The sequence below is a fragment of the Hymenobacter sp. IS2118 genome, assembly GCF_000715495.1.
Classification (GTDB): domain Bacteria; phylum Bacteroidota; class Bacteroidia; order Cytophagales; family Hymenobacteraceae; genus Hymenobacter.
In genome coordinates, this window is record NZ_JNLX01000083.1 from 12,830 (window position 1) to 25,824 (window position 12,995).

Sequence of the window (12,995 nt, forward strand, 5' to 3'; positions counted from 1 at the left end):
TCGGAATGAGAAAGTGGGAGTAAGGGTCGGAAGATTCAACGGCGGGCAGGCCGGTGAAGTTGTGCGTGCGGTAAGCTTACCGCACAAACCTATTGGTTATCGAGCAAGCCGCGGCCCGATTTGCGAATGTCGCCACTGGCCGCCAAATCCGTGGCCAGCTTATCCAGAATGCCGTTCACGAACTGCTTGCTTTTGGGCGTGCTGTAGAGCTTGCTGATTTCAATGTATTCGTTGATAGTGACTTTGACGGGAATGCCGCGGAAAAGCTGCATTTCGGTGAGGGCCATTTTCAGAATAATCTTATCGAGCAAGGCCACCCGCTCCACATCCCAGTTCTGGGCCGAGCCGGCGATGAGCTTCTCCATCTTGTCGTCCTCAATGAGCGTCTGCTTATAGAGCGTTTCGGCAAATTCGCGGTCGTCGGCCCAATTGGCCGAGAGGTTCATCAGCTCTTGCTTCTCGTCGGCACCGAAGGGGAGCATTTTCAGCGTTTTCAGCACCAGATTCCGCACGATAGGCCGGTTTTCTTCCCAGTTCAGGTCATCGGATTCTAACTGCCGCGGCAAAGCCTCGCCCTTGAAAACGTAGTCTTTATAGAAAAGGCGCAGGATTTCCAGGTCGGCGTCGTAGTCCAGGACGGCATCGTCGGTGGGCTTGCCGCCGAGGTACTCGCGTAGTGGCCCATCGGCTTTCATTTCCTGCCAGGCTGCGCGTAGCGCGTCCACTTCCTCGGCTCCTTCCCAGGCCAGCTTGCGCCGGATGGTAAGGGCCTGAAGCTGCTCGTTGGCCATGAGCTTGGCAATGGCCGCGCTCTGATGCAAACGACTGGCATCCAGCGCATTTTCGCTCGGGCCGAGGCGGCGGCGCTCCTCACGGCTCTGCTCTTCCTCAATCACGCCGAGCAGGGCGGCGGGCAGGTTGAGCAGGTGCAGGTATTGGTCGTGAATGCTCTCGGCGCCCACCAGCAGCTGGCCGCCGTAGAACGCCCCGTCCTTTTTCACCTGTGCTTCGAAGTAGCTAATGGCATCGGCCAAGGCCGCGTCCACGGCTTTGTCGTCGGTTTTTTCGGGCAGCACACCCGTTTTGTACCACTCGCGCAGCTGCGCTTCGCCGAGCTTGCGCTGGCCTTCGAGCTGGCGGCGGTCCGGCGCCTCTTTCGCCGACAAATCGGGCTCAAAAGCAGCCGCAATGCGGTCCTGGGCCAGCATCAAATCAGCTCCCACCGCCTGGTGGTAGGAGTAGAGCGACTGCATGACTTTGATACGAAGGAGGCGGCGATTGAGCATATTTTTGAGTTATGAATTATGAGTTAAAAGTTCTGAGTCAGAAGTCGTGAGTAGGAAAGCGCCGAGTCGGTCAAACTCGCGTCTCAACCAACTCATGACTCATGACTTTTAACTCATAACTCCTTTAGTACGTTGATTTCACCTTGCCCACGCTGGCGATGCGCTCCTTGGCCTGCTTGATGGCGGCGGCCTGGGGGTGCGTGCCTTCTTCGTCGGCCTTGGCCAAAACCTGGAGGGTGAAATCGTAGATTTTTTCGGTTTGCGTGAGGGCGCCCTGACGACTGGTGCCCACTACTTCGGAGTACACATTGATGAGGCCGCCGGCGTTGATGAGGAAGTCGGGGGCGTACACGATGCCGCGCTTCACCAGCTCGGGGCCGTGCTGGTTTTCTACCTTGAGCTGGTTGTTGGCGCAGCCGGCCACCACCCGGCACTTCAGGCGCGGAATGGTGTCGTCGTTCAGCGTGGCACCCAGGGCGCAGGGCGAATAAATGTCCATCTGCTGGTCGTAGATGTCCTCCAGGCCCACGGCGGTGGCACCGAAGCGGGCGGCGGCTTCCAGGGCGCGGTCTTCGTAGTAGTCGGTTACGATGAGCTTGGCGCCCTCTTTCTGCAGGTGCTCGAGCAGGTAGGTGCCCACGTGGCCCACGCCCTGCACGCCAATGGTCCGGCCAGTCAGGCTCTCGGAGCCGAAGGCTTTTTTGGCGGCGGCTTTCATGCCCATGTAGGTGCCGTAAGCTGTCACTGGCGAGGGGTCGCCGGAGCCGCCCATGCTTTCGGGCAGGCCCGCTACGTGCTTGGTTTCCATGCGGATGTACTCCATGTCCTTGGTGGTCATGTTCACATCCTCGGCCGTGATGTATTTGCCGTTCAGGTTCTTCACGAAGCGGCCGAACTTGCGCAGCAGCGCTTCAGTCTTCATCTTCACATCGCCGATGATGACGGCTTTGCCACCGCCCAGGTTCAGGCCCGAGATGGCCGCCTTGTAGGTCATGCCGCGCGAGAGGCGCAGCACGTCATTCAGCGCTTCCATGTCGCTGGCGTAGTGCCACATGCGGGTGCCGCCCAGGGCCGGGCCGAGCGCGGTATTGTGAATGCCGATAATGGCTTTCAGACCGGTTTCGTGGTCGTGGCAAAACACGACTTGTTCGTGCTGGTGCTCGGCAATCTGGCCGAAAATGACCTCAGGGGCCAGGATTTGAGTTTCAATCATGGGAAGGGATTGAGCGTGGTGGGAATTTGGAAAAGGATGGGTTGGGAACAGTGCGGCGTAACTTTGTTGAGTTGTAGCGTAAGCAAAAGCCTGCGCTACTCTTTCAGGCCGCAAAAGTACCGCTATTTTCCCAAACCGGCCTCTTTCAACCCTTGCCTGTGCGCGCTCTTAACGCCGTTAACCCGTTCATTTTCCGTTACAAATGGCATTTCCTGGCGGGCGTGTTGTTTGTGGGGCTCAGTACGTTGCTGGCCATTTTCCCGGCCCAGCTGGTGCGCTACGCCTTCGATTTGGTGAATGAGGGCATCGACCTCTACCACCTCTACGCCGGCACCCAGGCCCAAAGCAGCGTGTACCAGCTGTTCGGGCGCAACGTGCTGTTCTACGGCATGCTCATTATCGGGCTGGCTTTGCTGCGGGGCATTTTCCTGTTTTTCATGCGCCAGACGCTCATCGTGATGTCGCGCCACATCGAAAACGACCAGAAAAACCAGATTTACCAGCATTACCAGAGCCTGCCGCTGAGCTTCTATCGCCGCCACAGCACCGGCGACCTCATGTCGCGCATTTCCGAGGACGTGAGCCGCGTGCGCATGTACCTCGGGCCGGCCATCATGTACTTCCTGCAGTTGGTGCTGCTGTTCCTGCTTATCGTGCCGCTCATGCTCATGGTGAACGTGAAGCTGACGCTATATACCCTGCTGCCGCTGCCGGTGCTCTCGGTTAGCATCTTCTATGTCAATAATTTAATTGAGCGGAAGTCCGACGAAATCCAGAAAGCGCTTTCTGGCATGACCACCTTCGTGCAGGAGGCTTTTTCGGGCATTCGGGTGCTGAAATCCTTTGTGCGCGAGGCCGATTCGCACGCGCAGTTCACCAGTGCCAGCAACGACTATAAGGAAAAGTCGCTGAGTTTGAATTTCGTGAACTCGCTGTTTTTTCCGCTCATTCTATTCCTGGTGGGTTTGAGCTCGCTCATTACCGTGTGGGTGGGCGGCCAGGAAGTTATCCGAGGCACCATCACCACGGGCACCATTGCCGAGTTCCTGATTTACGTGAACCTGCTGACCTGGCCCGTCACGGCGCTGGGCTGGACGTCGTCGCTGGTGCAGCGGGCCGAAGCCTCGCAGGCCCGCATCAACGAGTTTCTGGACCAGAAAACCGAAATTGTTTCCCGCCAGAACGTGCAGCGTGAGCTGGCCGGCGATATCGTGTTCGAGAACGTGTCCTTCACCTACCCCGACACCGGAATTCAGGCCCTGCGCGACGTCAGCTTTCGGGTGCGGCCAGGGCAAACGCTGGCTGTTATCGGCAACACCGGCTCGGGCAAAAGCACCATTGCCGCGCTGCTCTGCCGCCTGTATGACGTCTCCGCCGGCGCCATCAGCATCGACGGCACCGACGTGCGCGACTATTCCCTGCGCGCCCTGCGCGGCCAAATCGGCTACGTGCCGCAGGACGTTTTTCTCTTCTCCGATTCGATTCGCAACAACATCAATTTCGGCCTCGATGCGCCCGACGAAGCCCGCATGCTGCAAGCCGCCCGCGACGCCGACGTGTACGAAAACATCCTGGCGTTTCCCGAAGGCTTCGACACCAAAGTGGGCGAGCGGGGTATCACCCTCTCAGGCGGCCAGAAGCAACGCGTAAGCATGGCCCGCGCCCTGGTAAAAGAACCCAAAATCCTGATTCTGGACGACTCGCTCTCGGCCGTGGACACCAAAACGGAAAATGCTATTCTCGGTAGCCTGCAGCGCATCATGGCGCAGCGCACCAGCCTCATCATCTCGCACCGGGTGAGCTCGGTGAAGCTAGCCGATGAAATTCTGGTGCTCGACGATGGCGCTATTGTGCAGCACGGCACCCACGACGACCTCATGGCCGATGCCGAGGGCCTGTACCGCGCCCTCTACGAGCGCCAGCTCCAAACTGAAGAAGCGTAAATTAGTCTGGTCCAAATGCGAAGGTGCCGCCACCAGTAATATTACTGGTGGCGGCACCTTCGCATTTGGACCAGACTGGTAAAGAGGAAAAGCTACAGCCCGATTTTCACCCGACGCATCCCGGTTTTCTCGTAAGCCGTGCAGCGCACGATGTACGCACCGGCGGGCAACTCGCTCACGTTCAAAACCAATGGAGTCTGACCGTTCATCATGGTACGGGTGAGGACGGGCCGGCCGCCCACGTCCGTTACTTCCACGCGGGTGGGGCCGGGGTTGTCGGTTTTTACCGTGAGCTTACCGGCGGCGGACTCGGCTTTTACCTTAATGGCGTTGGGATTCGCGGCCGGCGTTTCGGGTGCCGGGGCGATGAGCGAAGCATTAGCAGCTGGCGCGGGAGCAGCCACCGGGGCCGCCGCAACTACCACGCCGCTGGGCAAAATGGCCTGCTGGGCCGATTCGGGAACTGCTGCGGCCGGGGCGGGGGCGGCTTGGGCGTGAGCGGCGGCTGGCACCAGGATGCAGGCCAAAGCGAGTAGTAATAGGTGCTTCATAATGAGTATAGGAATGAGCCAGATTAAAGGTACTAGCGTAAAGCTAATAAATTCTGGCTGCCGTTACGGCTTGCTGGTCTGCAAGTGACGTGCCAGGGGCGCGAAAATTTGGCGGTCGGCTAAAATTTTATTTGCGCACCGGTTGCACCAACTCCGAAAAAGCCCTTACCTTTGTCACTCCAATACCAACGGGGTGTAGCGTAGCCTGGTATCGCGCCAGCATGGGGTGCTGGAGGTCGTAGGTTCGAATCCTGCCACTCCGACGAAAGGGCAGCTGCTCTTAAAGCCTCCGAACTTCCAAGTTCGGAGGCTTTTTTTTGGCCGTAATTATTGGAAAAACAGAAACGGGTCGCCCCATCGGCCTGCTTTCGGGGTGTAGCGCAGCCCGGTAGCGCGCGTCGTTCGGGACGACGAGGCCGTAGGTTCGAATCCTGCCACCCCGACATTAGTTTTGAAACACCAGAAAGCCCGCTGACGAGAGTTTAGCGGGCTTTTTTGCTTTGGGGGGTGCGGGGCGCTATTCTTCAACTCAACGCACGAGGCCATAGGGTAGCTAATGGGCAATAATTGAAAAAGCGGGCGTTTCATGCAACCAAACCAAGGGGGCGGGCCTCTTCTTTGCGCCCTCATTCTACTCATTTAACCAATTCACCACTTTCATGCAGAAGATTTTTTTGCTGGCGCTTTTCAGCGCTGGCACCGGCCTGGCGCAAGCCCAAAGTATTTCGGCTGGCACCGTTTCGCTGGGCGGCAGCATCGGCTACAGCCGGCAAACCGATAGCCAGGACCTCGGTATGGGGCAAGTGGATGTTACCAACAGCCGGTTTCAGATTGCGCCGGCCGTGGGCTATTTCGTTGCCGATAACCTGGCCATTGGCCTGAATCTGGGCTACTCGGCGTCTCGACTCACGTTCAGCCAGTCGTCGTCGAATGACCTAGACGCTGCCACGAGCTTTCAAGTGGGCCCCTACGTGCAGTACTACAAGATGCTGAGCGAGCAGTTTGGGGTGCTGGGCACGCTGGGCGCCGGTTACACGCGAAATTCCGCGCCCCAGTTCACTGGGCCAAACACTACTGTTGAGGTGAAATCCAGTGGTTTTTATTCGAACCTTACGCCGGGCGTCATCTTTTTCCCAGTGCCTAAGTTCGGTATCAATGCCTCTATTGGCTTCCTGGGCTACGACCAGACACGGCTGGAGGACAGCGCTACGGACCGGAAATTCAGCTCGTTTGGCGCCAACTTCGGCTTGAACCAATTGAACTTTGGCGGCACCTACTTTTTTGGCCGCTAGGAATCCGATTCTGGGGAACCCAAACGAAAAGCGTCGGCCTTGATAGGACCAGCGCTTTTCGTTTGGTATAGGGTTTCTACTTCACGCCCACCCACACTTCCGACGCATCGTTGACCCCGAAGCGTTCCAGGTAAAAGTCGCCGCGCTGGGTGAGTTTCTGCGCCTTCACGGCTTCGAGGGCGGCGGGATAGAGCTTGTTGGGGGCCAGCAGGTAGCTCACGCCGGTGAGGCGGGCAGCCATTACGCGCTGCCCGGCGGGCACCACACGGTAGCGGAAGCCAGCGGGCAGGGGCCGGGTCGTGTCGGCCACGGCGAGGCCGATGAAGGCGGTGACGGTATCGCGGGCGGTTTCAGGGTCGTTGAGGTAAAGATTGGCCAGGTCGCCTTGCAGACTGGCCTGGGCATCTTTGGCCTGCCGGAACAGCTCGCCAAAACCCGCGCCCGTGACCGCCCCTTGGAAGGACTGGCCGGCCAGGTAAACCGGCGCAACCGTGGTTTCGAGGGCCACGGTGGGCTCGCGGGTGCCGCCGAGGTATACGTAGGTACCGGCCGCGATGAGCGTGAGCAGAATGACGGCGAGAAAGAGGTAGCGCATTTTAGTGGTTAGTGGTTAACGGTTAATTAAAAGGAGTGGAAAACAAAGCGGCTTTCTAGGCTACAACACTTGCCACTTGCCATTAATCACTCACCACTAACGATGTACTGCATGCGGTAGAGCTGGGCGTAGTAGCCGTCTTCAATGCGCAGGAGCTCTTCGTGGGTGCCGGTTTCCTTGATTTCGCCCTTGTCGAGGACGATGATTTTATCGGCTTTCTGAATGGTGCTCAGGCGGTGGGCGATGACGAGAGAGGTGCGGCCCCGCATCAGCTTTTCGATGGCCTCCTGAATCAGCTCTTCGGTCTCCGAATCGACCGAAGAAGTGGCTTCGTCGAGGATGATGACGCGGGGCTGGTACACCATGGCCCGCACGAAGCTGATGAGCTGGCGCTGGCCCACTGAGAGCGTGGCGCCGCGCTCCATTACGGGGTAGCCGAGGCCGTTGGGCAGGCGCTCGATGAAGCGGCGGGCGCCCACGAGGTCGGCCGCTTCCCAGATTTGGGCGTCGGTGATGGTTTTGTTGCCCAGGGTGATGTTGTCGCGGATGCTGCCGGCGAAAAGAAACACGTCCTGCAGCACCACTCCGATTTGTTGGCGCAGCAGACTCAGGTCGTACTCGCGCAGGTCGCGGCCATCGATGCAGATGCTGCCTTCCTGGATGTCGTAAAAGCGGCTCAACAGGTTGATAATGCTGGTTTTGCCCGCGCCGGTGGCGCCCACGAAGGCAATGGTCTGGCCGGGCTTCACGTGGAAGCTGATGTTTTTCAGCACCCAATCGGGCTCGTTGTAGGCAAACCGCACGTTTTTGAACTCCACGTCGCCGCGCAGCTCGGCGGGGGCGTAGGTGCCGGTGCTGCCAATGAGGTCTTGGTTGTCGAGCAGTTTCAGGAGGCGCTCGGTGCTCACCAGGCCCAGCTGCAGGGTGTTGAACCGGTCGGCAATCTGACGGATGGGGCGGAAAAACAGCGCGTTGTACATTATGAAGGCGATGAGCGCACCCTTCGAAATCGTGCCCTCAATCTGGCCCTGGGCCGCGTACCACACCAGCAGGCCCACGCCCACGGCACCCAGTACTTCGGCCACCGGAAAGTAGATGCTGTAGTAGAGCACCGAGCGAATGTGGGCGTCGGTGTGCTCCTTGTTGATGGCCTCGAACTTGCGAAATTCCCGCTCCTCGTTATTGAAAATCTGCACCACGTTCATGCCCGTGAGGTGCTCCTGCACGAAGGAATTGAGTTTGGCCACGGCGTTGCGCACGTCCTGAAACGACTTCTTGATTTTCTCCTTGAACACGTAAGTCGAGAAGAGCAGCGGCGGAATCACCGACAGGCTGATGAGCGTGAGCCGCCAGTCGATGTAAAACATGAAGCCCATGATGAAAAGCAGCTGCAACACGTCGCCCGCCATCGCCGCCAGCCCTTCGCTAAACACGTCGGAGAGCGTTTCCACGTCGGAAATATTGCGGGTCACCAGCACGCCGATGGGCGTGCGGTCGAAAAAGCTCAGCTTGAGTTTGAGCAGGTGCTGGTAGAGGTCGGTGCGGATGTCGCGCACGATGTACTGGCCCAGCCAGCCGCCGTAATAGGTTTGGAGGTAGCTCACGCCGGCGTGGCCCACCAGCAATATCAGCAGCACCCCAAACATGGCGTTGAGGCTTTGGGTATCGCCCTGCTCGATGCTGACATCGACCATGCGCTGAATGAGAAACGGCCGCAGTGTGCCCAGAATGGCCGTGGCTACGGTGAGGAAAATCAGGCCAATAAACACGCGCCGGTACGGCCGCACATACGCCAGCAGGCGGCGCAGCACGGCCCAGTCGAACACCTGGCCGGTTTGAGTAGCGGGAGAAGGAGAACTCATAAGTCGGGCAAAGGTCGGGACTGCGGCGTTAGCGGGCCCGGCAATTGTCCCGCGCTCTAGGACCGTTGCGCCGGTTCAAACGCCACTGCCGACCACTACCGCAACCCGGCCACGGCAGGAAGGTTATGGCCTGCTACCACTCCCAGGCCAGCCCAAATGTGTACTGGATGCCGGAGTACACATTGCGCAGGGTGCCGAAGCCGGTGGCCCAGTCGGCCGTGGCCGAAAGGTTTTTGGTCACGTTCACGCTCGCGCCCAGTCCGGCCGTGGAATATTCCACGCCTTCGCCCAGGCCAATGGCCGCAAACTGGCTGAGGTCGGGGGTTCCTACCGTGGCCAGGGTACGCACGTTCGCCGTTAGCCAGGCTTTTCCGAAAAACTGGTAGCCTGCCTGCCCACCGTAGCTATACTGGTCGGTGAAGCCGCCGGTGCGCTTGTTGTAGCCGGCACTGAGCGTGAAAAAGGCCGGCAGCGTGCCCAGCGTGTGCGAAAGCGCGGCGCGGGTCCACACGTTCCACTCGCCGTCGCCGGTGGGCAGGCGCAACACGATGCTGGGGTCGGTGGGGTCGCGGCCAAACACGTTGGGGCTGCCCAGCGGGGCTTCCACGGCCACGCCCACAGCCAGTGGCCACTTGCCGGTGAGCACGCCGTAGCGCAGCCCGATTTCGGGGTCGCCCACGCCCTGGCCGGGCGTGATAGTAGGGAAGTAAGCCCGCCGAAACACCGGGAAATTGAGCGTGGCCTCCAGCCGGTCGAGCAGGCCGTACTCGCCGTACACGCTGTATACCTGCTGCCGGAAATGGGCTGTTTCCACAGTGCCGCCGGCCAGCGGGTGGTAGCGGGTGGTGTTCACGGTGGTCAGGCCCACTTTCACGTAGCCTTTTTGGTACTGACGCGTCCAGCCGCCGCCGGCCAGGGCCGGGGCCGCAGTCAGCAAAATTCCTAGCAGCGCGCCGGCTGGCCCAAATGCTGTGCGGGAGTCGAGAGCTAAAACCCGTTTCATGTCACTACTTCACTAGCGCCGCACCAAAATTGTACATGGCCGGGTCGCAGTGAATGATGACGTGCGAGAACCCGGCCGCGCTGCCCGTAATGGCCAGCGTCTGGGCCCCGTCCTTGGTGATGGTGCCCACGCGTACGACGTTGGTGGCGTCGGCCGCCCGCTGCACCCGCACCAGCCCGTCGGATTTGGCCAGGTACACGCCGAGCGAGCCGGTGTGGAAATCGGTACGGAAGTCGGCCTCAAAGCGCACGTATTCCACGTTGGCGGCGTCGCGTACCAGCGTCACGGTACCGGTGCTGGGCACGCCGCCCTGGGGCTGCATCGCGCCGCGGCGCAGTTCTACGGGAGCCACTGGTTTGGCGGTTTCGGTCACGGCCGGGGTTGGGTCGATGGCTTTTTTATTGCAGCCACTGAAGGCCAGCGAGAAAGCCAGCAGCGCCGAAGTGAGCAAAGAATAAGTAGTACGCATTAGGCAAGTTTGAATAGAATTAAAAATGAAGAATTGAAAATTAAAAAACTGGCTTTCAGGCTTTTTTTATTCAAAAAAGGTGTGTGGACCTCGAAATCGATTTCAAGCAGCGCATTGGTCCCGGTGGCTTGGCAAGCAGGGGGCTGGTTTAACGAAGTGCAACGTTGCCGAGCGGCAGGCTGGCCGCGCCTACCACGTGGTGCGAAGCCTGTTCCTGCACCAGCACCACGGCCCGGAGGTTTTGAGGTTTCCAGCCCGCGTCGAGGATGAGCGGCACGGTGGCGGCGAAGGTGCCGTCGGCCGCTACGGTGCCCAGGGCGCGCAGGGAACGCACCACGGCACTATGGCGCAGCAAACGCCCCGAATTCTCGCCCGCGCCCACCTGGCTCGACAGGCCGGTTTCGGTGAGGGCCAGCTGTACGGTGCTGGTTGGGGTGCCCGTGGGCAGGCTGTGTACCTGCACGGTGAGCGCGCCATTGGCGGCGCGGGCCAGGGCCACGGTGGCGCGGGGCGCCCTGGCGGCCTTGGTCGCGGCAGCCAGCAGGGCGGCGCGCTGGCTGCCCACCAGCTCGTAGCGGCCGTTCACTACTGCCTGCGGGGTGTAGCTGCCCGTGCCGAAGCCCTGGGCGTACCAACGCTGGCGCTCGGTGAACTGGGCCGAGGAAAAGGCGTCCTTCCAGCCCAGACGGTTCCAGTAGTCTACGTGCTGACCCAGGGCAATAATCTCCACGCCGGGCACCGACTGCGCCGCTTCCATCTCGCGCAGCGCCGCGTCGGCTGCCGGGCACGAAGAGCATCCCTCGGAGGTGAACAGCTCCACTACCACGGGCACGGGCGGGGTGGCCGCGCCGGACTGCGGCGGCGGGTAGCCGGGGCGGGAACTCATCGGGACAGCGGCGGCGGCGGCGGCCAGAAGCAGCAGCGAAGCCCAGGCAAACCGTTTCATTGGCGGCGGGTTTAGTGGGTTAAAGAATGTGGCGGCGGCGCTGCCACGGGCGGATGGACGCCGACCCGCCCCGCACCTTACACGCAACGTCTGGTTTTCGTGAACAGCCGGGCGGGCCGGTGGCCGCAGATTTGTACGGCGGTACTATGTTGCCCGGTTTTACATCAAAACAGTGATAAGCGCTGGCAGGAGCAGCGGTATTTTTGGCGCAGCCAATAACCACCCCGCTTGACGCATTCCCTTTTCCCGAGCCTAACTTGCTGCCCTGCTTATGGATAATGTTGACAAGGCGCTGCTCGCGACACCCGTAACCGCGCCCGAACCCCGGCAGTGGCCGGCCCGCTTCGGTGACGAGCTGTACCGCTTTGCCCTGGGGCGGGTGACGGACGCCGTGGCCGCCGAAGAGCTGGTGCAGGAAACCTTCGTGAGTGCCCTCGCGGCGCTCCCCTCGTTTCGGGGGCAGGCGTCGGAGCGCACGTGGCTGTTTGCCATTCTCAAGCGTAAAATAATTGACCACTACCGCCGGCAAGCCCGTTCGCCCTTCGTTTCCCTGGCATCTGCCGCCGATGAGGAAGCGCCGGAGTCGCGGTTTTTCCATGCCCGGGGCGGACATTGGCGCGAAGAAGAGTACCCCACGGACTGGGAGGTGGGCAGTGAGGAGGGCCGCGGCGACGTGCTCCTGGAACAGCAGGAATTTCACGCCATCCTGCAGCGCTGCCAGCAGCGCCTGCCGCCCCAGCAGCTGGCCGTGTTCGTGCTACGCTTCGTAGAAGAGCTGCCGGCCGAAGATATCTGTCAGGAATTACGTATCACCCCGTCCAACTATTGGGTCATCGTTCACCGGGCCAAACTGCAGCTGCGCCGCTGCCTCGAAAAAAACTGGTTTCAGGACCCGGCCGCCGCCAAAGCAAAAAAATGAGCAACGCCTTCTTCCTTTTCAACTGCCAGCAAGCCACCCTGCTCCTGGAGCGCCGCGCCGACGAGAGGCTATCTGCCCCAACCCGCGTTCAGCTGTGGGCCCACCTGAAGCTGTGCCCGCTCTGCCGGCGCTACGAGGCGCAGAGCCGCCTGCTGGCGCGGCAGGCGCGGCCCGCCGCTGAGGCCCCGGTGCCGGACACTTTGCAGCTGCCTGCCGCTGCCCGTCGTCGTTTGCAGCAGCTGGTTGATGCCCACGCCGGTGGTCCCGGCTCTGACAATCACGCATAAAGCTGGTCTGGTACTCGGGTCGGGCGTGGCGCTGCCAGTCGCCGCCACCGATTAGGAAAGTGTGAGCAGCCCCGAAATCCCTTTGACGTTTAATCGGGCAAAGCGTCTGACCCGCTCAAACCGGACCTGGGTTTCGGCCAGCTCGTCGTCCTTGGCTTGCGGGGTGGAGGCGTGCGAATCAAGCAGCTCAAACACGGACGCCGCGATGTCGATGTACCCCAGCAGCAGCAGGTAGAGCTGCTTTTTTTCGGCTTCCGAATAATTTTTGGTGCGGATGGCCTTGGTGAGCGTATCGAGCTGCGTGGTTTCGTCCGTGAACAGGTCGCGCAGGGTCTGGCGCTCCCGGCTGTAGTCGGCCAGCTGCTCGGCCGTAGCCGAAGAGGCAGCAAAGGGCACCGTGTCTGCAAATGCCACCGCCTTCCGAAACGCAGCTTCGGCCGCGTACACGGTGGCCAAGTGTTTTTCCAGGCTGGTCCATAGCCCCAGGCGGGCTTTGTCGAAAACGGTAGGGGCGGGGCTGTCCACGGAAGTTTGCTTGAGGTGATGAGCCGCAAAGGTACCCGCCGGCCAACGAGCTGGGTCATTGGCTACCGGTTGGTGCCAGCGGCGCGCATTGGGCAGCGCGGTGC

The 12,995-nt window shown here is 60.7% G+C and carries 13 protein-coding genes and 2 tRNA genes; 6 read left to right on the forward strand and 9 right to left on the reverse strand.

From position 1 onward, the window contains the following. Positions 1-89: 89 nt before the first annotated feature. Positions 90-1,286, reverse strand: coding sequence for a transcription antitermination factor NusB (gene nusB / locus GM79_RS06825; protein ID WP_035561249.1), 1,197 nt, complete (start codon positions 1,284-1,286; stop codon positions 90-92). 124 nt (positions 1,287-1,410) lie between these two features. Then, positions 1,411-2,499 (reverse strand): Glu/Leu/Phe/Val dehydrogenase dimerization domain-containing protein, encoded by a 1,089-nt coding sequence (locus tag GM79_RS06830; RefSeq protein WP_035561251.1) that lies wholly within the window; start codon positions 2,497-2,499, stop codon positions 1,411-1,413. Positions 2,500-2,657: 158 nt separating this feature from the next. Between GM79_RS06830 and GM79_RS06835 the strand changes: the two genes are divergently transcribed. Continuing rightward, positions 2,658-4,442, forward strand: a complete 1,785-nt coding sequence (locus GM79_RS06835; RefSeq protein WP_035561304.1) for an ABC transporter ATP-binding protein — start codon at positions 2,658-2,660, stop codon at positions 4,440-4,442. Positions 4,443-4,534: 92 nt separating this feature from the next. On the opposite strand, the gene GM79_RS06840 is transcribed toward GM79_RS06835, so the two are convergent. Beyond that, positions 4,535-4,993, reverse strand: a complete 459-nt coding sequence (locus GM79_RS06840; protein WP_035561254.1) for a T9SS type A sorting domain-containing protein — start codon at positions 4,991-4,993, stop codon at positions 4,535-4,537. 189 nt (positions 4,994-5,182) lie between these two features. Between GM79_RS06840 and GM79_RS06845 the strand changes: the two genes are divergently transcribed. The 3 genes from GM79_RS06845 to GM79_RS06855 all read left to right on the forward strand — a co-directional run bounded on the left by GM79_RS06845 (position 5,183) and on the right by GM79_RS06855 (position 6,285). Beyond that, positions 5,183-5,256, forward strand: a tRNA-Pro gene (locus tag GM79_RS06845). Between the two features lie 106 nt (positions 5,257-5,362). Further along, a tRNA-Pro gene (locus GM79_RS06850) sits at positions 5,363-5,436 on the forward strand. A 216-nt stretch (positions 5,437-5,652) separates the two neighbouring features. Next, a complete protein-coding gene (locus GM79_RS06855) occupies positions 5,653-6,285 on the forward strand; it encodes an outer membrane beta-barrel protein (protein ID WP_035561257.1) in 633 nt (210 codons plus the stop codon). A gap of 76 nt (positions 6,286-6,361) precedes the next feature. On the opposite strand, the gene GM79_RS06860 is transcribed toward GM79_RS06855, so the two are convergent. From GM79_RS06860 to GM79_RS06880, 5 genes are all read right to left on the reverse strand, one after another. Next, positions 6,362-6,880, reverse strand: coding sequence for a hypothetical protein (locus GM79_RS06860; protein ID WP_035561260.1), 519 nt, complete (start codon positions 6,878-6,880; stop codon positions 6,362-6,364). A gap of 86 nt (positions 6,881-6,966) precedes the next feature. Beyond that, the gene (locus GM79_RS06865) at positions 6,967-8,742 is read right to left on the reverse strand and encodes an ABC transporter ATP-binding protein (RefSeq protein WP_035561263.1); all 1,776 of its coding nucleotides are present in this window, start codon (positions 8,740-8,742) and stop codon (positions 6,967-6,969) included. Between the two features lie 133 nt (positions 8,743-8,875). Then, positions 8,876-9,679 carry a hypothetical protein gene (locus GM79_RS06870; RefSeq protein ID WP_152559878.1) on the reverse strand — a complete coding sequence of 268 codons (804 nt, stop codon included), beginning with the start codon at positions 9,677-9,679 and terminating at the stop codon, positions 8,876-8,878. A 70-nt stretch (positions 9,680-9,749) separates the two neighbouring features. After that, entirely contained in the window at positions 9,750-10,214 is a 465-nt protein-coding gene (locus GM79_RS06875; RefSeq protein WP_152559879.1) for a hypothetical protein, read from the reverse strand. A 148-nt stretch (positions 10,215-10,362) separates the two neighbouring features. After that, complete coding sequence (locus GM79_RS06880) at positions 10,363-11,160, reverse strand: DUF1223 domain-containing protein (protein ID WP_051718604.1); 798 nt, start codon at positions 11,158-11,160, stop codon at positions 10,363-10,365. A gap of 271 nt (positions 11,161-11,431) precedes the next feature. Here GM79_RS06880 and GM79_RS06885 point away from each other — a divergent pair, with 271 nt between their 5' ends. Together GM79_RS06885 and GM79_RS06890 are read left to right on the forward strand one after the other, a co-directional pair. Then, complete coding sequence (locus GM79_RS06885; protein WP_051718605.1) at positions 11,432-12,079, forward strand: sigma-70 family RNA polymerase sigma factor; 648 nt, start codon at positions 11,432-11,434, stop codon at positions 12,077-12,079. Then, complete coding sequence (locus tag GM79_RS06890; protein WP_035561270.1) at positions 12,076-12,366, forward strand: hypothetical protein; 291 nt, start codon at positions 12,076-12,078, stop codon at positions 12,364-12,366. The genes GM79_RS06885 and GM79_RS06890 overlap by 4 nt, the downstream gene beginning before the upstream one ends. A 51-nt stretch (positions 12,367-12,417) precedes the next feature. On the opposite strand, the gene GM79_RS06895 is transcribed toward GM79_RS06890, so the two are convergent. Continuing rightward, a complete protein-coding gene (locus tag GM79_RS06895; protein ID WP_035561273.1) occupies positions 12,418-12,891 on the reverse strand; it encodes a hypothetical protein in 474 nt (157 codons plus the stop codon). Positions 12,892-12,995: the final 104 nt, after the last annotated feature.